Here is a 21,204-nt window from a genome sequence, read left to right on the forward strand (position 1 = left end):
CCTCATATAAGTACTGCACCCTCAGGCCTTCACCGGTCGCATAATCCCGCCGGTGAAAGGCATGAGGGTGTAGAATTTAAGTTCGAAGATAAGACGAAAGGATTTTCGATGACACCCCGCCCTGCATACGGTAGCACCGCACTCAAAGCGAACGATCTGACCAGCATCCGGGTTCAGGGTGCCCGCGAAAACAACCTCAAGAACGTAGACCTCACCATTCCGCGTGATGCAATGGTCGTCTTCACCGGACTCTCCGGCTCCGGTAAGTCCTCCCTCGCCTTCGACACCATCTTTGCGGAAGGTCAGCGCCGCTACGTTGAGTCGCTGTCCTCCTACGCACGTATGTTCCTCGGACAGGTCGATAAGCCCGATGTAGACTTCATCGAGGGCCTCTCCCCGGCGGTGTCTATCGACCAGAAGTCCACCTCCAAAAACCCGCGCTCAACCGTCGGTACCATCACCGAAATCTACGACTACATGCGTCTGCTCTGGGCGCGCATCGGCCACCCGCACTGCCCCGAATGTGGCGAAGAAATTACGCAGCAGACCCCACAGCAAATCGTGGACATTCTGCAGGAGTACCCCGAACGCACCCGCCTGCAGATCCTCGCGCCCGTCGTCAGCGCACGTAAGGGCGAGTTCGTTGACCTCTTCAAGGACCTGCTGACCCAGGGCTACTCGCGCGCCCGCGTGGACGGTGAAACCGTGCAGCTCTCCGACCCGCCCAAGCTCGCCAAGCAGTACAAGCACACCATCGAGGTGGTCGTCGACCGCATCGTCATCAAGGACGGTATTCACCAGCGCCTGACCGACTCTATCGAAACCGCGCTCAAGCTTGCTGATGGCCGCGTGCTCATCGACTTCGTGGATCGTGAGCAGGACGACCCCGAACGCACCCGCTCCTTCAGTGAAAACCTCGCCTGTCCCAACAACCACCCGCTGCAGATCGACACGATTGAGCCGCGAGCCTTCTCCTTCAACTCGCCGTTCGGTGCGTGTAGCGCCTGCGACGGCATCGGCTCGCGCCTGGAAGTGGACACTGACCTGCTCGTACCCAACCCCGACCTGACCCTCGGCGAGGGCGCTATCGCTCCCTGGTCGCAGGGCAAAGCAACCACCGAATACTGGCTGCGCCTGCTCGCGGGTCTGGGGGAGGAGCTCGGCTTCGACCTGAACACCCCCTTCAAAGACCTGCCCGCCAAGACCCGCGCTGCCATTCTGGACGGTAAGGACTATAAGGTTGAGGTGTCCTACCGCAACCGATTCGGCCGCGAACGCCGCTACACTTCCGGATTCGAGGGCGTGAAGGCGTACATCAAGCGCAAGCACGAAGAAACCGAATCGGACTTCGCCCGCGACCGCTACGAACAGTACATGCGTCAGGTCGCCTGCCCCTCCTGCGGCGGCGCGCGCCTGAACCCGACCATCCTCGGCGTGAAGGTTGGCGGCAAGTCCATCGCAGATATTACCGACCTGTCCCTAGCTGACGCACTTAGCTTTGTGCGTGGCCTGCAGCTCAGCGCCCGTGAAGCCAAGATTGGTGAGCAGGTCCTCAAGGAAATTGACGCGCGCCTGCAGTTCCTGCTGGACGTGGGGCTGGACTACCTGACCCTCTCACGCTCCGCCGGTACGCTCTCCGGCGGTGAGGCGCAGCGCATCCGCCTCGCAACCCAGATCGGTTCGGGTCTGGTTGGCGTGCTCTACGTGCTCGACGAGCCCTCTATTGGTCTGCACCAGCGCGATAACCGCCGCCTCATCGAAACCCTCACCAAGCTGCGCGATATGGGTAACACGCTTATTGTGGTCGAGCATGACGAAGACACCATGCGTGAAGCCGACTGGATCGTGGATGTAGGACCCGGCGCCGGCGAGCACGGCGGTGAAATCGTGCACTCCGGCAGCTTTGAGGAGTTGCTGAAGAACACCAAGTCCATTACCGGCGACTACATGGCTGGCCGCCGCACTATTGAGGTGCCCGCATCCCGCCGCCCCGTGGACAAGAAGCGTCAGCTGACCGTGCGCGGCGCCCGCGAAAACAACCTCAAGAACGTGACCGTGTCCTTCCCGCTGGGCGTATTTACCGCGGTGACCGGCGTGTCTGGCTCGGGTAAGTCCACCCTCGTCAATGACATTCTGTACACCTCCCTGGCGAACAAGCTCAATGGCGCCAAGCAGGTACCCGGCCGCCACAAGAGCATCGACGGCCTGGAACACCTGGACAAGGTCATTCACGTGGACCAGTCGCCCATCGGTCGCACCCCGCGCTCGAACCCCGCCACCTACACTGGCGTGTTCGACCATATCCGCAAGCTGTTCGCAGAGACCAGCGAAGCGAAAATGCGCGGCTACACCCCCGGCCGATTCTCCTTCAACGTCAAGGGTGGCCGCTGTGAGGACTGTTCCGGCGACGGCACCCTGAAGATTGAAATGAACTTCCTGCCGGACGTGTACGTACCCTGCGAAACCTGCCACGGCAAGCGCTACAACCGCGAAACCCTCGAAGTGTACTACAAGGGCAAGACCATTGCCGACGTAATCGAAATGCCCGTGGAAGAAGCCGCAGAGTTCTTTGCCGCATTCACCCCGATTGCGCGCCACCTGAACACCCTTGTGGATGTGGGCCTGGGCTACATTCGCCTGGGCCAGCCTGCAACCACCCTCTCCGGCGGTGAAGCGCAGCGCGTGAAGCTTGCAACCGAATTGCAGAAGCGCTCCAACGGCCGCTCCATCTACGTGCTGGATGAGCCGACCACCGGCCTGCACTTTGAAGATATCCGCAAGCTGCTCACCGTGCTGCAATCGCTGGTTGACAAGGGCAATAGCGTCATCACCATCGAGCACAACCTGGACGTGGTCAAGTGTGCCGACTGGATTATCGACATGGGGCCCGAAGGTGGTAGTGGCGGCGGCACCGTGATTGCTGAAGGTACCCCGGAACAGGTGGCTCAGGTGAAGGGCTCGCACACCGGTGTGTTCCTTGCCGAGATCCTGAACTAGTCGAGAACTTGACCTAGAGGAAACCTACGTGACTGATACTCAAGGAACCGAACCCACTCGGGGAGCTCAGGCAACCCGCGGCGCTGTGAACCGGGGAGCTATGAACCGAGGCGCTGTGACCACCGCGGACCGTGCCCGGCACATCCTGCACACCCAGCTGGAGGCGGATTTCTGCCAGGCACCCGGCTCGATTAGCCGCGCCCTCGAAGAGCTACGCGACTACCCGGAAGCCGAAAGCCTGCCGCTACTCGCCACCGTGCAGCCGCCCTCCGAGAAGATGGGCGCCGCACGTCGCCGCAACGACGACATATGGGAGTTGCGCGTCGCCAACTACGCGAGCGTTGGCATTCTCTGCGCCAAGCATCCGCGCGTGCTCGACAGGGCCATCGACTACATGCTTGGAGACCAGTCGAACTGGCTGGGCGACTACGCGCCGCTGCGCCAGCTCAACGAACTGGTTACCCCTTACACGCTGCAGGTCAGCGGCACGAGCGTCTACTACACGCCCGGCCGCGCCCTGCTGAAATCGGTCGTACCCGAGGGCGTGCAGGCGCAGGAAGTCAAGTGCGCCGTACCCGGTGTGGGTATGATGCGCCGCGTTGACCCTGCCGAACTGAAGGCGGCGCTGCTTGCCGAAATCACCGGCGAGCGCACCATCCGCAGGGAGGCAAACGCCTCCGCGGGCGCGCTTGAGGTTGACCCGGAGGACACGGAGGCGCGCGTAACTCGCCTGTGCGTGGAGCTGCTGGACGCTGAGCAGTTTGAGCGTTTCCGTGGGGATAAGCGCTACTCGAATGCGCTGGGCTTTAGCGTGACCCGCCCGGATGTGTTGGTGCTCGCCGCATACCCAGTGGAAGAGAATGCATCTGAGGCATCCGAAGTAACTGTGGCAGGGGAGAGCGACCCTGCGCTCACAGACCCTATCGCCCTCGTGGGTGTGAGCGATGATTCGCCGATAATGCGCCAAATCGGTATTGACGTGCTGCCCTCCTGGCGCGGTGCTGGCATCGCCAGCGTGCTGGTGCGTGATGCCGCACGTCTGACCCTGGCGGAAGGGTACCTGCCGTTCTACGGTACAAGCCCGTCGCATATCCTCTCGCAGAGGGTTGCGATGAATGCCGGGTTGGTGCCGACCTGGTGGGAGTACGTCTCGACCAGTCTGAATGACCTGCCCATGGACTAAGTGTTATATATGAAAAAGCCCCCGAGATTCAGAGTCCCGGGGGCTTTTTATGTGCTCATTTCGCGGGGTTCAGAGTCTAGAGTCGCCGCATAAGGAACAACTTCTAGAGCCTGACCGGTTACAGCTCCGCGCCGTTGCTGGCAATCACCTCTCGGTACCAGTGGAAGGACTTCTTGCGGTAGCGCGCCAGGGTGCCAGTGCCGTCGTCGTTGCGGTCCACGTAGATGAACCCGTAGCGCTTGGACATCTGCGCGGTGGAGGCGCTAATCATGTCGATGCAACCCCAGGTGGTGTAGCCGAGCACGTTCACGCCGTCCTCAATCGCCTCGCGTACCGCGTGCAGGTGCTGGCGCAGGTAGTCGATGCGGTAGTCGTCTTCCACGGTGAACTCACCGTTCACTTTGACCAGCTCGTCACGGGCACCCAGGCCGTTCTCCACGATGAACAGCGGCTTTTGCCAGCGGTCCCAATACTGGTTGAGGACCACACGCAGACCGGTCGGGTCGATCTGCCAGCCCCATTCGCTGGCGGGCAGGGTCGGGTTCACTACGCCGCCGAGGATGTTGCCTTCGCCGCGCTCGCCTCGTGCCGGATCACCGGTCGCACAGGTAGACATGTAGTAGCTGAACGACACGAAATCTACGGTGTTCTTCAGGTCCTCGCGGTCCTGCTCGGTGATGTTCAGCTCCACGCCCTTCTCACGCAGGGCACGCAGGAAGTAGCCTGGGTATGTGCCGCGCACGTGCACGTCACCGAACGCGAAGTTCGCCTGCTCCGCCTGCAGTGCGGCGAGTACGTCGGCGGGGTCGGGGGTGAGCGGGTAGGTGGGCATGGCTAGAATCATGCAGCCGATCTGTGCCCCCGGTGCCAGTTTGCGTGCCGCAGCGGTGGCACGCGCGGATGCGACCAGCTCGTGGTGCATCGCCTGGTACAGGTCGGTGTCGCTGAGCTGATCTGCCGGGGTGTTGATGCCGCCGGACATGAACGGAAGGTGCAGCATCGAGTTGATTTCGTTGAAGGTCAGCCAGTACTTCACGCGCTTGCCGTAGCGGGCGAACACGGTGCGGGCGTAGCGTTCGTAGAAACCAATGAGTTCGCGGCTGGTCCAGCCGTTGTACTGCTCGACCAGGTGCAGCGGGGTTTCATAGTGGCTGAGGGTGATGAGCGGTTCCATGCCGTGCTTCTCGAGCTCGTCGAGCACGCGGTCGTAGAAGGCGAGGCCCGCCTCGTTCGGGGTTTCTTCGTCGCCACGAGGGAAGATACGTGACCAGGCGATGGAGAAACGGAAGACCTTGAAGCCCATCTCCGCGAGCAGGGCGATGTCTTCGCGATAGCGGTGATAGAAGTCGATGCCTTCCAGTTTGAGGTTGTCCTCGGTGGGTTCGGCGGTGCGCGGGTACAGGCCGCCGGCGGGCAGCACATCTTGCAGGCTGGGGCCCTTGCCGTCTTCGTTCCAGGCGCCCTCGAACTGGTTGGCGGCGGTGGCACCTCCGAAGAGAAAACCGTCAGGGAACGTGCCGAGCGGCTGCGGCTCAGTCACCGCCGGGCTAGTGCGCTGTTCAGTGCTGACGCGCGGTAGCGCGGTGGTTTGGGCGGTGATGTGCTGGCCCTGATGCACGGCATCCTCCAAGGTATTTTGGGCTTTTCTTCTACCCTAGCGGAGGGGGAGGGGGATTACTAGGTTTTAGCTACCCAGGTGGGCGTTTTCGTAATGTGGGGAGCCGTAGGACCTGTGGCGGGCGTAACCGTAAAATAGGAACGTGCAGATTATTCGAGAGACCGGCCCCGAATCCGGCGATATCCTCATTCACCACGATCAGACGGTGCAGATGCTCCGCGAGGTGGCAAGCGGGCAGCGTGAAGCAACCCTACGCATATATCAGCCGAACCCGACGGTTGCGTTCGGCCGCCGTGACGAACTGAACCCCGGCTTCGCGGCTGCCTCCGCGGCGTGCGCCGAGCACGGTTTTGAGGTGCTGGTGCGCAAGGTCGGCGGGCATGCCGCCGCCTACCATCAGGGGTGCCTGGTCGTGGACCATTTTCAGCCCGCCTCCGACGCCCGCAGCGGCAACACCCTACGCTACGAACTGTTCGGTTCCATGTATGCACAGGCGCTACGCGAAGTTGGCGTGGATGCACGCATGGGCGAAATCCCGGGGGAGTACTGCCCCGGCGAGTATTCGGTGCACGCGCAGCTTCCCGCCTCCGCAGGTGGTGGCCGCATTAAGCTGGTCGGTACCGCCCAGCGTGTGGTGACCGGCGGCTGGTGGTTCAGCACCGGCATTGTGGTCTCTGATTCTGCACCACTGCGGGCGGTCACCGCGGATGTGTACCGTGCCCTCGGCATGGAGCTGGACCCCGCCACGGTCGGTGCGGCGCAGGATGCGAACCCCGCTCTGCTTATGGAAGACCTGGAAGACGCCATTGTTGAGGTGTACGCCCAAAACGGTTTTCGCTGAAGCGGCTTACTGAGCGATTCGCTGGAGTGATTCACAGGGCTGATTTCGCTCATTTTTACCTCTGACTTTTACCTCTAACCCACCTCAAACTACCCCTACCTGAAGCGAAGGAGCATCTATGCGTTGGGCACAGATTAAAGACTCGAAGGGCAGCCGCGCGGTCTGCTTTTTCGAAGAGACCGTGTACGAGCTTCCGGCGAAGCTCAGTCCGCTACTGAATTTCTACAGCCGGTTCCGCCTGAACTTTGGCGATCCGAAGAACGCCGTGGCGATCCTGAAGGAGAACGGCGCGACTGTTATGGGTCACGGCGAGGAACTGTGGAACTCCCTGCCCTTTATTCGCCCGCTGGATAAGCCCGGCAAGATTGTGTGTGCCGGCCTGAACTACCGCGACCACGCCGCGGAAATGAACCTTGAAGTGCCCGAGCACCCGGCGCTGTTCGCAAAGTTCCCGAATGCACTGATTGGTCCCGGTGAGCAGATCCGCATGCCCGCCGATGACGGCACCGGCAGCACGAAAATCGATTGGGAGGTTGAGCTCTGCCTGGTCATTGGCGCTCGCCTGCGTAACGCCACGGAAGAGCAGGCACTCGAGGCCCTGATGGGGTACACGATCATGAACGATGTGTCGGTGCGTGACTGGCAGGGCCGTTCCTCGGAATGGTTCCAGGGCAAGAATTGGGATGCGATGACCCCCTTCGGCCCGGTGATTGTGAGCCCCGATGAGGTTGACCCGGTTGCTGGCCTGGAGCTGGTCTGCGAGGTGGATGGCGTGGTGCGTCAGCGCGGCACGACGGCGAATATGGTGTTCACCCCGGCGCAGCTACTGTCCTATATTTCGCGGTTCATGACTCTGGAGCCGGGTGATTTGGTGGCGACGGGTACCCCCGCCGGGGTTGGCCTGTCGTTACATCCGCGTCAGTGGTTGAAGCCGGGTCAGACGGTGCGCACCCGCATTGAAGGTATTGGTGAACTGGTGAATGTCTGTTCGGAGGCGGGCGCATTGTAACTCTGCAGCTGGGTAGCTCTGCAAGTGGCACTTTCTTGACGTGCCCCCTTTCCTGTACTTAAGGTGAAAATACTATGACTCAGAGCCATCACACAGACCACCATCAGACAAAACAGACCGAAACTAACACCCACCACCCCGCAGAACATGTGGCGGCGCATGTAGCTGAGCATGCCCATGAGGTGCCCGCTAACGCTCCCCTCCTCGAAGGCAGCGGCCCCAAAGACTGGGAGGAACAGTTCGGCCCGTCCGTGGCGATTTTCTCTGCGCTCGCGAACCCGCTACGCCTGGCGATTGCACACCACCTGATGCACCGCCCGCATAGCGTGAGCGAACTGTACACATGTCTGGGCATTTCGCAGCCGCTCGCATCGCATCACCTGCGCATCCTGCGTGAGGCGCACGTGATTGACCGTGAGCAGCAGGGCCGCACCACCATTTACCGTCTGAAGGACGACCATATTAGCCACATTGTGGTTGACGTGTATGAGCATACGCGTGAGCATCATGCGGACTAGTCTGCCCTCAAGCTGAGCGTTGGCTGGGAGCCGTTGTAAGATGGTGTGTGTCCGTGCACCAGTACAATGCGGAATAGTATGCGCACCCGCGGCGCCCCCAGTGGCACGCTTGCGCCTGAGTTAAGGAGACTTATGTCTGCCGCTGATTCTTCAGCAATTGTTATTAGCGTTTCTGGTGAGGAGCGCGAGGTCACCGCGAAGACTGCCGCTGAGCTGTTCGCTGACGACCCGAAGATCGTTGTGGCACGCGTGAACGGCGTGCTGGTTGATCTCTCCCACGAGCTGTCTGCTGGCGATTCCGTTGAGCCGGTTTTTATTCACGAACCGGACGGCCTGAACGTTCTGCGCCACTCCGCTGCGCACGTGATGGCGCAGGCGGTGCAGGAGTACCGCAAGGACGCTAAGCTGGGCATCGGCCCGTACATTACTGACGGCTTCTACTTTGACTTTGATGTGGCTGAGCCGTTCACCCCGGAAGATCTGAAGAAGATCGAGAAGTCGATGATTAAGATCATCAAGTCCGGTCAGCTGTTCCGCCGCCGCGTGGTCACCCACGACGAGGCTGTTGCTGAGATGGCGAACGAGCCGTACAAGCTGGAGCTGCTCTCCCTGACCCAGGGCCCCGGTTCTGGTGCGGATGCTGCCGAGGGCGCATCCGTGGAGGTCGGCGAGGGTGAAATCACCATCTACGACAACGTGCACCCGAAGACCGGCGAGACCGTCTGGAAGGACCTCTGCCGCGGCCCGCACCTGCCGAACACCAAGCTGATCGCTAACGGTTACGCTCTGATGCGTGCCGGTGGCGCGTACTGGCGCGGTTCTGAGAAGAACCCCATGCTGCAGCGTATTTACGGTACCGCTTGGCCGACTAAGGACGAGCTGGTGGCATACAAGGAGCGCATCGCTGAGGCGGAGCGCCGTGACCACCGCCGTCTGGGTCGTGAGCTGGACCTGTTCTCTTTCCCGAAGAACATTGGCCCCGGCCTGCCGGTGATTCATCCTAAGGGTGGCGTGATTAAGCGCGAGATGGAAGACTACGTGCGTACCCGCCACATTCAGGAAGGTTTCCAGTACGTCAGCACCCCGCACATTTCGAAGGAAGACCTGTTCTACACTTCCGGTCACCTTCCGTACTATGCGGACGGCATGTTCCCCTCCATGGAGTTGGATAACGGTAACTACCGTCTGAAGGCTATGAACTGCCCGATGCACAACGAGATTTACCGTTCTCGTGGCCGTTCGTACCGTGAGCTGCCGTTGCGTTTCTTCGAATTCGGCACCGTGTACCGTGACGAGAAGTCCGGTGTGCTGCAGGGCTTGACCCGCGTGCGCATGATTAGCCAGGATGACTCCCACTCGTATGTGACGAAGGAGCAGGCACCGGACGAGGTTCGTCACCTGCTGAAGTTCATGCTGAGCCTGCTTGAGGACTTCGGTATGACTGACTTCTACCTTGAGCTGTCCACCCGCGACACTGAGGGCGATAAGAAGGATAAGTTCATCGGTACCGATGAGCAGTGGGAGGCGGCTACCGCGGTTCTGGAGCAGGTTGCGAAGGAGACCGGTCTGGAGCTCGTTCCGGATCCGGGTGGTGCTGCGTTCTACGGTCCGAAGATTTCGGTTCAGGCGAAGGATGCGATTGGCCGTACCTGGCAGATGTCGACCGTGCAGTACGATTTTAACCAGCCGAGCCGTTTCGGTCTGGAGTACCAGGCTGCGGACGGTACCGTGCAGGAGCCGGTCATGATTCACTCGGCGAAGTTCGGCTCGATTGAGCGCTTCTTGGGTGTGCTGACTGAGCACTATGCGGGCGCGTTCCCGGCGTGGCTGGCACCGGTCCAGGTAATTGGTGTGCCGGTGGCTGAGGCGTTCAACGACTACATGACCGAGATTGCGGATAAGCTGCGTGCGCACGGCGTGCGTGTTGAGGTGGATTACGGTTCGGACCGCTTCACCAAGAAGATCCGTACTGCGTCCACTGAGAAGGTTCCGTTCATTCTGATTGCTGGCGGTGAGGATGCGGAGCACGGCGCTGTTTCGTTCCGTTTCCGCGGTAACAAGCAGGAGAACGGTGTGCCCGTGGATGAGGCTGTGGCACGTATTGTGGAGCATATCCGCAACCGCGTGAACGAAGACCCCAAGCCCAGCACCGAAGCTGCTGAGTAATAAGGGTTAGGCTTCTAACCTAGCTATATAGAAAACCACCCCCTTTGCGGCGACAAGCTGCGGAGGGGGTGGTTTTTGCGTGTATTGAGGAGGCGCGGGTGGGGGAGTGCGGTTGGGTGCAGAAAGTTGTGTCGTGGGCTAGTTTTTAGCTTCAGATTGCTAATGTGGTAGTAAGGCGAACATCCATAGCCATTCAGAAAATGGGTAGCTGGATGGTCTTGAAAATGATGTATCGCTGTTGATTATTGAGGGAGCACGAGCGTATGAAGTCGAATAAGTATGTTCCTGTTGGGATGCTGTTCTTGATCCTGGCAATTATCTTGAACGCAGTGTCAAATGCCAGTGACCTAGTGCTTGGAATTCTCTACGGTATCTCAATAGCAGTATTGATTATTGGACTACTTAATAGTCGAAAATAGGTGCTGTAACAGACAACATCTGACCCGGTGGACTATCACATAAGATAGCCCGCCGGGTTTTTTGGGAAGCAAAGTTTGTTTACGAAGAAGTAGTAGACTTTGCTGTTGAAGTGCATTTGAAAGGGTGAAGGTATGGCAAGCGTTGATGTGATGAAGGAACGGGCTCGTGTTGCGGGGCGTTTCAATCTGTCTGCTCGCCGAAACCCGGAGCATAAGGCACTTGTTGCGCTCGCTGCGCAGAAGGCGGGAGGGGAGTGCCATGTTATCCCTGTGGCTCCCGGCGAAGATGAGGCTGACGTACTCGACCGTGCACGCAAGGTTGCGGGCGGTAAACCTGTCATTATCGTGACTGAGGCTGACGGGGAGCTTTGCGCCCGCCTCTTCGACAGTGAGAGCAATTAGGCGGGGTAATCCTAAAACTAGCAGAAGACCCGGCGGATACCAAAGAAGTAGTATCCGCCGGGTCTTTTCTGCATTGATGGGGATTGTGACAGCTGAGATTCGTATTGAGAAATATTCTGTCACAGCACATCTTTTAAAGGTTCGAGTGAGTCGTTACATGCTAGGGTAGGCAGTGGTGTCATACATACTAGATTTGTACAGCACCGTCACATGTCAGTACCGGATAAAGGTGTCCGAGGAACGGTATCAGCACAGCATGTGTGCCGGTCCTATGGATATGCCGATTCGTTAATTCAAGGAGGAACCAATAATGGATACTGGAAAGATAGAAAAAATATCGGTAAAAGGAATAATTGGATTATATGATTACGAGATTAATTTTATGGAAGGTAATCCTGAACTGAAGGCGATTTATTCCGAAAATGGATGCGGAAAAACTAATCTTTTGAGATTGATTTATTGTGTTACATCTAAAAGTAGCACAGAGCTTCAGAAAATATTTTCGATACCTTTCAATAAATTGGATTTAAAGGCCTCTGGCAAAAGAATCTCATTTGTTAGAGGAATTAATAAGTCTATTGATTTAGATATATACAATGAGTCAAATGAAATTGTTTTCTCTAGTGAGTTGAATCCTAGTGATTTGAAAAATATTTCAGACCCGGAACTAGGTGATGAAATCCAGGGCAAGTATCGTGATATATGTTTAAATATACGCAAGTACACGGGAAATTCTGTGTATCTTGGAACGAACAGGCTAAATGATGTGGATGAGACCCAAGCAAGTCGTATTGCCAGGATTAAATGGAGAATGAGGCACCGCAATGATTCGGATATGGATTATGATCCTTTAGACATTGTTATTGAATCTGTACTTGATGAATTGAGTAACTCATTGATTCGCAACGCCCAAAGAATGACAATTGCTTCGAGGGGGAGCATGGGAGTCTATTCTCAAATTGTTAAAAATATATTTAATAATAACTATGATTCTGTACGCAATGGTACGGAGGCAAAAAATAAAATCCTCCAAAAAATAAAAGAAATTGACAGTTTGGAGTATAAGGATTTGGTTAATGAATATAAATTAATTAATTTTGCTGAGTATGATTCAATTAAAGACACTGTAAGTAGTCCACCAAGAATAAATGCTAAACAATTTATGAATCTTTATGAAATATTGATGCCTTATTTTGATAGTCTTGAGGAAAAGATTCAAGATGTTTCTCCAGCAGCACGCTTAATTGGATCGTTTATTGAATCAATTAATACAATGTTTCGAGATAAAGAGATTAATTATAGTATGCAAGAAGGATTTGGGGTGCATTCAAATATTGTTTCAGAAGATAAGCTAGATGGAAGAGATATTCGGTTTGATAAGCTTTCCAGTGGTGAGAAGCATGTTATATTCCTTCTTGCAAAAGTAATTGTTTCTGCTACTAGGGGAGACTCATTACTGGTTATTGATGAACCGGAAATTTCTCTAGGGATCCAATGGCAAAGACTGTTTGTAAAGTACGTTCAAGATTGTGCATATGAGTCAAATCTCCAGATTGTTATGGCTACACACTCACCGCTAATTCTTGAAGATTTTGATGAAATTGATGTTTCTATGCCTAAAAGAAATTGGGGTATTGAAAATGGGTAATTTGGAGAATAGCTCAGGGCAAAAACCTCCTTATTCACTGGAAGAACAGGAAAAGGAGAGAACTGAACGTTTTGTGGAAAGCGGTCGAGACTCAGAATCTCCAAATACTTTTATAATACATGTTGAAGGCCCAGATGATTATACATTTTATGATAAATGGCGAATGTATTCAAAATTAGAGTCTGCGCACAGAAAGTTAGCTATAAAAATTAAGAAAATAAATGATGATAAGAGCGTGAAGGCTTCTGGCCCTGGTAACTGTCAGAAGATAAGAGATGCGGCCGAGAAATATAAAGATGATGTCCGTAGAATATATATATCAGACAGGGACTTGATGACAGAATCTGAAGTTGAAAGATATTCACATCTGGATTCTTTATTTTTTACAGATTTTCCCGCTGTCGAAAGCTATGGTTTTTCAGATGAGATATTATGTGGGTTAAATAAGGATAAATATGGTGGAAATTTGGATTTATTGGATAGTTGCTATGAATTTCTTAGGTTTTATCTAAGGTTTTTATATTTTCATAGATGCAAATTGAATCAGCAGAAGAATCCGGAGAGTATGAATAAGGCAGCTTGGAGATTGCATCAAAAACTTTCAGATTATATAGATGCAAATCCGGATAACCTGTCTATAGATTTATTTATTGATTTTGTGGGTCTTCCTGTTAGTGGTGAAATGCGGGAGATATTGGAATTGATGGATGGTGATAATGTAGACCCGCGCGTGTATGCTTACGGTCATGATATTGCGGCTGCTGTTAGGCAAATTGTTGCAAAAAGAGAAGGTGAGTTGATTTTACGATATGCAAGACAAAAGGTTGAGTATATAGAGCAGTATATTCGAGATGCATATATAGAAAAAAGAATGTACGAACATGACTCTCTCTTTCAAGCATTGCGTAAGAGGATTGAAGATTTATATAATTTGACAGCTAAATAATAAAAGCGGGGACCCGGCGGACTATCACATAAGATAGCCCGCCGGGTCCCTTCTTTTATGCCGCTATGCGCTCAACCTTTTAGCGGGTGGTGCGTTCCAGCAGCTGCAGCACGTTCTGGTAGGTATGGCCGGTCGCCTCCGTCATGCCCTGCTCACAGGTTCGGTTAGCCGAAATGTATGCGGCGAACTGCTTCTGCTCGCTCAGCTCGGCAGCTTCCGCCTCGGTAGCGCTCGCAGTCAGCTCCGGGTGCAACATACCGCGGTCACCCGCGTAGCCACAGCAACCCCAGTGCTTCGGAACGTACACGTCGTCACTCATCGCGTTCGCAATCTTCTCAAACGCAGGCTGAGTACCCAAGTGAGTCATGGAGCAGGTCGGGTGCAACGCAATCGACGGCAGGGGAGCAGACACGCTCAGCTTATCCAGCATGTTATCGGCGGCGAACTGAACCGCATCGTACATGCGCAGACGCGAGTAGTCCGGCTCGCCCGGCTTCAGGCCGTTCACGATCTTGTGCTCAAGCGCCTTAATAACCTTCTCGCGCATCACCTCAAGGCCCTCAGTACAGGACGAAGCGTCACACACGACCGGCAGGCGGCCACCGTCAGTAGCCTCCCACAGGGACTTCAGCACGCGGTCGCTCATAATCGAGTAGCCGTCGGTGAAGCCCTTCGACTTCCACGGGGTGGAGCAGCACATTTCACCAATATTGTCCGGGATGCGGTACTTCACACCCGCACGCTCACACAGGCGGATGAACGCCTGAGTTGCGTTGACCGGGTCGTGCTTGCCGTCGCCGTCCACGCCGCCGAACATGGAGTTCACGCAGGCGGGGAAGAACACAATCTCAGCGGTTGCGTCCTTGTGCGGCTTACGCGCCGGGCCACCGACCGGCAGGTCCTTCTTGTAGGAGGGGACCGTGTCGTCGCCCATGACCTTGCGGGCAATGTTGGTGGTGCCGTGAACCACGGGGAACGGCAGCTTCTTCGCCACGGTCAGGGCCTTGCCGGCGACCTTATCCATGACGCCCCACTGCTGTGCGGCAACCTTCCAGCCGGTGGCGGCCAGCTTGTCCTGGTTCTCAGAACGCAGGCGGCGAATCAGGTCACCGGTGTTGATGTTCACGGGGCATCGGGTCTGGCACATGCCGTCCACGGCGCAGGTGTCAATGCCGTTGTACTCGTACTCCTTGCGCAGACGCTCGGCGAGCTCGTGGTCGCCGTTCACCTCGGCGGCGGCAATTTCACGGCGCATCACGATGCGCTGGCGCGGGGTCAAAGTCAGGTTGCGGGAGGGGCAGACCGGCTCACAGTAGCCGCACTCCACGCAGCGGTCGACTTCTTCCTCTACGGTCTCAGCGACCTTCAGGTCGGTTACATAGTCGGTGTCCGGCGCGGTAATCAGCACGCCGGGGTTCATGAAGCCCTTCGGGTCGATGAGGCGCTTGATTTGGCGCATTACGTCGAAGAGTTCCTCACCGAACTGGCGGCTCACGAACGGAGCCATGATGCGACCGGTGCCGTGCTCAGCCTTCAGCGAGCCGTCGTTACCGAGGATCAGCTGAACCATTTCTTCGGTGAACTCGCGGTAGCGGTCCAGCTGCTTCGGGTCGCGGAACTGCTCATTCAGCATGAAGTGGATGTTACCATCCTTCGCGTGACCGAAAATCACGGAATCCTTATAGCCGTGTGCGTCGAACAGCTTGGTCAGGTCGCTACAGGTGTTGCCCAGAACCTCGACGGGCACAACCACGTCTTCAAGCAGCGCGTTCGTGCCGGAGGGGCGGTTGCCCGCAACGGTGGTGTACAGGCCGCGGCGTGCCGCCCACAGGGCGTTACGCTCAGACAGCTTGCTGGTCATCGACACCGGCGAAGCCACCGGCAGGCTCTTAAACATGGGTGCTGCTACGGCGGCAAGGTCGATCAGTTCCTGCTCGGAGTTGCCCTGGAACTCAACCAGAAGGGCGGCGTGGTCCTTCACGTCGATGGCGGCGAGCGCCTCCGCAGCCTGACCGGTACGCTGAGCCACACGAATACTGGTGGCGTCCATCAGCTCGACGGTCGCGAGCTTGTTGGCGACCAGTTCGGGCACGGAGCGTGCCGCGTCAATGAGGTTGTCGAATACGAGCAGGCCGGTGGAAATGTTCTTCAGAATCGGCAGGGTGCGGTAGGTTGCCGAAGCAACAAAACCGAGGGTGCCTTCCGAACCAATCAGCAGGTGCTGCAGAATGTCCACGGGGGTTTCAAAGTCGACCAGGGAGTTCAGGCCGTAACCCATGGTGTTCTTCATGGAGTACTGCTGGCGAATCTTCGCCATGGATTCGGGGTTCTCAAGCACGCGCTTGCGCAGGCGTAGCAGACCCTCGTGAAGTTCAGGTTCGAGAGAGCGCAACTTCTGGTCAGCGTCCGGCTCAGCGGTATCAATGATGGTGCCGCTGGGCAGCACGAACACCATGGAGTCGAGGGTGTTGTAGGTGTTGTACTTGGTGCCCGAAGACATGCCGGAGGAGTTGTTCGCAACCACGCCGCCGACGGTGCATGCGGACCAGGATGCCGGGTCGGGGCCGAGCTTGTAGCCGTAAGGTGCCAGGTAGTTGTTGACCATCATGATGGTTGCGCCGGGCTGCACACGGACCTTCTTGCCGTCTTCAAGGACCTCAATCTTCTTGAAGTGGCGGCGGGTGTCGACCATCAGGCCGTCGCCGCTGGACTGGCCGGAGAGGGAAGTACCGCCGGAGCGGAAAGTCAGCGGCAGTCCCAAATCACCGGCTGCACGGAAAATGTTGGCGACATCTTCGGCAGAATCGGGGCGGATCAGTCCTGCGGGCACGAGCAGGTAGTGGGATGCGTCGTGGGAAATTGCCAGGCGCTCGAGTTCGGAGACGCTGGATTCGACGGCTTCTGCGCGCGCATCGGAGAGTAGGCGCTTGAGGGTGTCCTCGTAGGGGGACTTGAGTGCTTCGGACGTGTTTGACACGACGGTCATGATCTTGCTTCCTTACTGGTGACAGGTGTGTGAATGCTGTCCTTATTCCAGTATCTTCCTTTGAACGCCGTCTTTTCCGGTTAGCTATGGCTAAGCTTGGCGACTACTTGTCGCCATAAAGGGGGGGGTGGGTTATACACCGTGCCGATGCGCAGGTTTGCCGCGTATTTGCTGGTTTTCCGCGGGGAATACGCCCGGGCCTGCGGAGGCGCACCCACCACATTCTGAACGCTGCGGGTGCTCTTAGGTACGGCCGTCGAGGGCCGTAACATTCCAGCTAGCAGTACTATCAGAAGTCACCAGACCACAGAACAGGGGAGAACCCGCCGAAGCACGCACCCTCACCCGAACCGCCAGCAACCACCTCAACCGTGGTACCCGAACCGTCCGAAACCGAAACCTTCATCGTTCCCTCTGGCTCACCGCGACGCTTAAACTCCACATACAACTAGGAGGCGGGCGCCGCCGGGCCCTCAATGACCGCCGCCCAAAGGTCACAGCACAAGGTCACAGCGCAACGAAATAGAAACGCAAACGCAACGGCGCGGAGTATCATTCACACTATGGATAAGGCGGAACAGAACCATGTAGAAAACACGGTAAAGAACGGCACAGCACCCAATGCGTCGGAGGACAATATCCCGGGCAATATCTCAGGCAATACCGCAGCGAGCAGCCCGGCTGATTCTGCCTCGGCGGAGGCTACCGCTCCCCGCATGGAGGCAGTACAGGTTGAAGCCGTACAGATTGATAGCGCCTGCCTGGACAGCACCCACTCCGTCTACTCCACCGACCTGGACCCCGACGACGACTACGAAGAGGTCGTCGAAGAATACGCCACCACCGACGCGCCGGACGGCACGCACCGCGAGGAGCGCCGCATCACCCGCACCACGCATCACCCGCGCGGCAAGCAGGGCGACCCGAAAGCGGGCACCCAGAAAGCAAGCTCCCCGGGTAACCCTGATGGTTTCGCCGAGATTATTGACGCGGGCGAACCTGAAACGCACACCACGACCATCCGCACGGTCACCCGCACCGTCACGGACCCGCCGCTCCGCGCCCCGCGCACCCGCTTATTCCGCACGCTCAGCAAGTACCGCGGTGAGAAGAACCTGGTGGCGTGGGAGGAACGTTCCTCCCGACCCATGTTCGTGGCGTCCGTACTGTACCTGCTCGCGTTTGCCGCACCCATCATGAGTACGCGCATCCAGGAGCCGTACGATGCGTACCTCAACATCATTCAGATGATCCTGTGGGGCCTATTCGCCGCCGACTACTGCATTCGCCTGTACTTGGCGCCGCGGCGACTCTACTTCATCACACATAACCTGATGAACCTGGCGATTGTGTTGTTGCCGGCGTGGCGTATTGTCAGCTTCCTCGCCATGATTTACATGACCACCAACCGCCAATATAAGAGGCTCTCAGAGCTGGCGATGAAGCTCTTCGGATACACCGCGATCTTCATCATCATGTTCGCCCTGGCGATCTATTCGGTGGAGTCCTCCGAGCCGGGCGCGATGATTCGTGACCTGCCCACCGCCTACTGGTGGACGTTCACGACCCTCGCCACGGTCGGTTACGGCGACGTCTACCCGATTACCGGTATTGGCAGGGTTATCGCAGTGGTCGTCATGCTGTACGGCGTGGGTTTGGTCGCGGTCGCGACTGGTGCGCTTGCCAGCTGGATTATCGAAAAGATTGGTGGCAGGGAGGAGCAGGAGTACCCCGCAACCAAGGCTGACGTGGATGATCTTCGCCAGGAGATTTCTGAGTTGCGTGCCTTGCTGGCTCGTGAGTATGCGCGCCGTGAAGCCCACGACTACACCCTGCGTGAGGTTGTGGATGAAGACAATGTGCACCCGATCCCTCCGGAGGCGGCACGCCGCGCCGGTTTTAGTGCCGCCGATTTTACCGCCGTGGGTGCTGCTCCAGATGATGCTGAACCCGCCAATCCCTCGACCTCTCATGAGGTTGCGGTGTGTGAGCAGGAGCCGGTCGCCCTGCTGGAGGAGACTCGCCAGACGCTCACGATTATTCGTGAGAAGTTCGCGTTGCGCTCTCACAAATAGTTGTTGAGTTCTGCTGTTATCTGTAGCGAAATCGTGGGTTTTGCCTGTGGTGTGGTGGAAATCCGCGGTAGAAATTCGGAAAGCCTTCGCCAGATGTCATGTTGTGGCTTGTCGGAGCAAAATGAGCCCGCGCAGAGGGCACATTGGGGTTCTTGTGTGAATAAACCACTTAACTTAAGGTCTAATGTAACCAAACGATCTTTTAAAAAATAACCGTCACTAATGAAACTCCTAGCCAGAGCATATAAACTAGCTACGTGCCGATGACCGAGCACCCTGTAGCCCAAATACGCTACGGGGTGTTGTCGTATCCCCACCTCACTCACGGGCAGGAGGCACCACTCAACTCACAAACTCACTCAAACACATACTCTGTTAGGACACTTTTCTGGCACCTAAGTCCACTCTGAGTGCGCTCGTAATACTCGGCGCGCTCACCCTCACCGCGTGCGCATCCGCACGAATAACGCCTCCGACCAGGAAGCCAAGGAATTCATCCTAGAAGACGGCGTGCTGTTTTTCCCCATGACCTTTGAGGGTGCCACCCGTATCATTCGCCTGGAAAAGCTTCACGGCTAGGCGCGCTGCCGGGGGAGTTATCTCATATCTGGCACGCATGACGGACCGGGCATTCCCGTTGCTGCGTGCGGGCTATAGAATGGGACTATGAGCGAGAACACGACCCCCGAGCACAGCACCGCAGCCTCGGTGCAGGATTCCTTCGAGCTACCCGGCGCACCGGACCAGTTCCAGCGCCTGTGGACCCCTCACCGCACCGCCTACGTGAGTGGCGGCCAGAAGGACTACACCGAGAAGACCTGCCCCTTCTGCACTGCGCCCAGCCGCAGTGACGAGGAGTCGCTGATTGTGCACCGTGGCGAGCACGCTTTTGTGATTCTCAATCTCTACCCGTACAATCCCGGGCACCTGCTCATCTGCCCGTACCGCCACATCCCGTTCTACGATGATGCGACCGAGGCGGAAACTATTGAGATTGCGCAGCTGACCCAGCTCGCCATGAAGGTTCTGCGCGAAGTTTCGCATAATGACGGCTTCAATATCGGCATGAATCAGGGTAAGGTGGGCGGCGCGGGCATTGCTGATCACCTGCATCAGCATATTCTGCCGCGCTGGAGTGGGGACACGAATTTCCTGCCGATTATCGCTCACACCAAGACCATGTCACGCACGCTGGATGATATGCGTGTGGCTATTGCGGAGGGGTTTGCTCACCTCAGCTAAGGGGTGCAGGGCCGATAGAAACTTCGGTCCGCTAGAGTGGAATGCTATGGACTACCCCAATCTGCTTGAGACTGCTTTCGATGAGTTTAGTGCTGTGCCCGCTCACGATAATAATGCCGGTGCTACCGGTAATTTTGCAGGCGCGACGCAGCTACTCATCTGGAGGCAGATTCGCTGGTCAAATCGCCGCCCGCTCATTGAGGTAGAACCGGTCGTGCCCGCGCAGCGTGGCGTTCCGAGTGGGGTTCGCATCCAGATTTCGCTGACCCCCGGAGCCTACCTGGGGTTGCGCATTCCACGCGATAGTGAGGGGGAGCCCTACCGCTACTGCGCCGGCTACACCATCGGCGTAAGCGATGACGCAGCTCCCGAAACCCGGGGAGTCTCCGCCGGAATCCGCCGTGTACCCTGCCCCGAAAGTACCCGCATCCAGCGCGGTCAACAGTGTCCGCGCTGCACCGCCCGCGACGAATTTACCGCTCTGCATAGCGCGCACCTGTACCCCGGAACACTCACCGAATCTATGCGCGCCTACGCCATGCTGGAGCATCGCCTCTACATCGCGACCTTCCCCGACGGCACGCACAAGGTCGGCACGAGCTCCCTACATTCGACCCCGCGCCGCCTGGACGAGCAGGCGGTCGCCACCGCCACCTACATTGCGCTTGCACCCGACGGCCTGGCCATTCGCCGCGCCGAAGATGCCGTGACCGCCCTCGCGAAGATTCCGCAGGTCAAACAGGTCGCGAGCAAGTACCGCGCCTGGACGAACCCGCTACCCGGCGCGCAGCTTCGGACCGCCCACCAGGAGGCAGTCGCCCGCGCTCGCGAAGCGCTCGCCGAACTGGCGCGCACCGAGCTGGAGGTGCCGCTCACTGCCCTGGATGAGCCGTGGATTCCGTCGCTTGCCATGAACCGCCCGTATGCGGCTCTGCGGGCGCAGTCGCCCGAACCGCTGGCACCCTGTGATCCTGGTCTGGGCGATTCCGGAACCGAGAGCGGAGCGGCTGGTTTCTTCTGTACGGGTGCGGCAGGTCAGTTTTTGAGCGCCCATACCGGTGATGCTGACGCGGCGTTCCTGGTGAATACTGCCGCGTGGCGGAATGTGCTGGTGGAGCCTGCGCAGGAGTTCACGCGGGTGAGAGTGCAGGGTT

Annotated in this window: 15 protein-coding genes; 13 read left to right on the forward strand and 2 right to left on the reverse strand. The window is 57.3% G+C overall.

The genetic code is table 11. From position 1 onward, the window contains the following. The first annotated feature begins 108 nt into the window (after positions 1–108). Together uvrA and O3648_RS04520 are read left to right on the forward strand one after the other, a co-directional pair. The gene (gene uvrA, locus O3648_RS04515) at positions 109–2,997 is read left to right on the forward strand and encodes an excinuclease ABC subunit UvrA (RefSeq protein ID WP_371568724.1); all 2,889 of its coding nucleotides are present in this window, start codon (positions 109–111) and stop codon (positions 2,995–2,997) included. Positions 2,998–3,025: 28 nt separating this feature from the next. Further along, a complete protein-coding gene (locus O3648_RS04520) occupies positions 3,026–4,180 on the forward strand; it encodes a GNAT family N-acetyltransferase (protein WP_371568726.1) in 1,155 nt (384 codons plus the stop codon). Positions 4,181–4,298: 118 nt separating this feature from the next. On the opposite strand, the gene O3648_RS04525 is transcribed toward O3648_RS04520, so the two are convergent. Beyond that, positions 4,299–5,798, reverse strand: coding sequence for a glycoside hydrolase family 1 protein (locus O3648_RS04525; protein WP_371568728.1), 1,500 nt, complete (start codon positions 5,796–5,798; stop codon positions 4,299–4,301). A 142-nt stretch (positions 5,799–5,940) separates the two neighbouring features. Here O3648_RS04525 and O3648_RS04530 point away from each other — a divergent pair, with 142 nt between their 5' ends. From O3648_RS04530 to O3648_RS04560, 7 genes are all read left to right on the forward strand, one after another. Next, the gene (locus O3648_RS04530; RefSeq protein ID WP_279740063.1) at positions 5,941–6,639 is read left to right on the forward strand and encodes a lipoate--protein ligase family protein; all 699 of its coding nucleotides are present in this window, start codon (positions 5,941–5,943) and stop codon (positions 6,637–6,639) included. A 118-nt stretch (positions 6,640–6,757) separates the two neighbouring features. Continuing rightward, complete coding sequence (locus O3648_RS04535; RefSeq protein WP_371568731.1) at positions 6,758–7,648, forward strand: fumarylacetoacetate hydrolase family protein; 891 nt, start codon at positions 6,758–6,760, stop codon at positions 7,646–7,648. A gap of 74 nt (positions 7,649–7,722) precedes the next feature. Then, positions 7,723–8,166: an ArsR/SmtB family transcription factor gene (locus O3648_RS04540; protein WP_371568734.1), complete on the forward strand. Its 444-nt coding sequence runs from the start codon at positions 7,723–7,725 to the stop codon at positions 8,164–8,166. Positions 8,167–8,298: 132 nt separating this feature from the next. Further along, positions 8,299–10,332: a threonine--tRNA ligase gene (thrS, locus tag O3648_RS04545; protein ID WP_306525504.1), complete on the forward strand. Its 2,034-nt coding sequence runs from the start codon at positions 8,299–8,301 to the stop codon at positions 10,330–10,332. Positions 10,333–10,883: 551 nt separating this feature from the next. Beyond that, a complete protein-coding gene (locus tag O3648_RS04550) occupies positions 10,884–11,153 on the forward strand; it encodes an aminotransferase (RefSeq protein ID WP_371568738.1) in 270 nt (89 codons plus the stop codon). Positions 11,154–11,463: 310 nt separating this feature from the next. Continuing rightward, a complete protein-coding gene (locus O3648_RS04555) occupies positions 11,464–12,801 on the forward strand; it encodes an AAA family ATPase (RefSeq protein ID WP_371568740.1) in 1,338 nt (445 codons plus the stop codon). Beyond that, positions 12,794–13,747, forward strand: coding sequence for a hypothetical protein (locus O3648_RS04560; protein WP_297604987.1), 954 nt, complete (start codon positions 12,794–12,796; stop codon positions 13,745–13,747). Before O3648_RS04555 ends, O3648_RS04560 begins: the two co-directional genes overlap by 8 nt. Positions 13,748–13,826: 79 nt before the next feature. On the opposite strand, the gene O3648_RS04565 is transcribed toward O3648_RS04560, so the two are convergent. Beyond that, on the reverse strand, positions 13,827–16,733 hold the full coding sequence (locus O3648_RS04565; RefSeq protein ID WP_371568743.1) for an FAD-binding and (Fe-S)-binding domain-containing protein: 2,907 nt from the start codon (positions 16,731–16,733) through the stop codon (positions 13,827–13,829). A 563-nt stretch (positions 16,734–17,296) separates the two neighbouring features. On the opposite strand from O3648_RS04565, the gene O3648_RS04570 reads away from it, so the two are divergent. The 4 genes from O3648_RS04570 to O3648_RS04585 all read left to right on the forward strand — a co-directional run. Beyond that, positions 17,297–18,808 (forward strand): potassium channel family protein, encoded by a 1,512-nt coding sequence (locus tag O3648_RS04570; RefSeq protein ID WP_371568745.1) that lies wholly within the window; start codon positions 17,297–17,299, stop codon positions 18,806–18,808. 447 nt (positions 18,809–19,255) lie between these two features. Next, positions 19,256–19,387, forward strand: a complete 132-nt coding sequence (locus O3648_RS04575; protein ID WP_279754113.1) for a hypothetical protein — start codon at positions 19,256–19,258, stop codon at positions 19,385–19,387. An 87-nt stretch (positions 19,388–19,474) separates the two neighbouring features. After that, positions 19,475–20,050 (forward strand): HIT domain-containing protein, encoded by a 576-nt coding sequence (locus O3648_RS04580; RefSeq protein ID WP_371568746.1) that lies wholly within the window; start codon positions 19,475–19,477, stop codon positions 20,048–20,050. Between the two features lie 46 nt (positions 20,051–20,096). Further along, positions 20,097–21,204, forward strand: a 1,108-nt coding sequence (locus O3648_RS04585; protein ID WP_371568748.1) for a hypothetical protein, incomplete at its 3' end; no start/stop codon positions are given.

Origin of the sequence: Rothia sp. 27098_8_161 (assembly GCF_041432905.1) — a bacterium.
GTDB lineage: Bacteria > Actinomycetota > Actinomycetes > Actinomycetales > Micrococcaceae > Rothia.

Coding starts and splice junctions, on each gene's coding strand:
- thrS (WP_306525504.1), top strand. CDS start 8,299: ATGTCTGCCGCTGATTCTTCAGCAATTGTTATTAGCGTTTCTGGTGAG.
- O3648_RS04560 (WP_297604987.1), top strand. CDS start 12,794: ATGGGTAATTTGGAGAATAGCTCAGGGCAAAAACCTCCTTATTCACTG.
- O3648_RS04570 (WP_371568745.1), top strand. CDS start 17,297: ATGGATAAGGCGGAACAGAACCATGTAGAAAACACGGTAAAGAACGGC.
- O3648_RS04580 (WP_371568746.1), top strand. CDS start 19,475: ATGAGCGAGAACACGACCCCCGAGCACAGCACCGCAGCCTCGGTGCAG.
- O3648_RS04555 (WP_371568740.1), top strand. CDS start 11,464: ATGGATACTGGAAAGATAGAAAAAATATCGGTAAAAGGAATAATTGGA.
- O3648_RS04565 (WP_371568743.1), bottom strand. CDS start 16,733: ATGACCGTCGTGTCAAACACGTCCGAAGCACTCAAGTCCCCCTACGAG.
- O3648_RS04550 (WP_371568738.1), top strand. CDS start 10,884: ATGGCAAGCGTTGATGTGATGAAGGAACGGGCTCGTGTTGCGGGGCGT.
- O3648_RS04540 (WP_371568734.1), top strand. CDS start 7,723: ATGACTCAGAGCCATCACACAGACCACCATCAGACAAAACAGACCGAA.
- uvrA (WP_371568724.1), top strand. CDS start 109: ATGACACCCCGCCCTGCATACGGTAGCACCGCACTCAAAGCGAACGAT.
- O3648_RS04535 (WP_371568731.1), top strand. CDS start 6,758: ATGCGTTGGGCACAGATTAAAGACTCGAAGGGCAGCCGCGCGGTCTGC.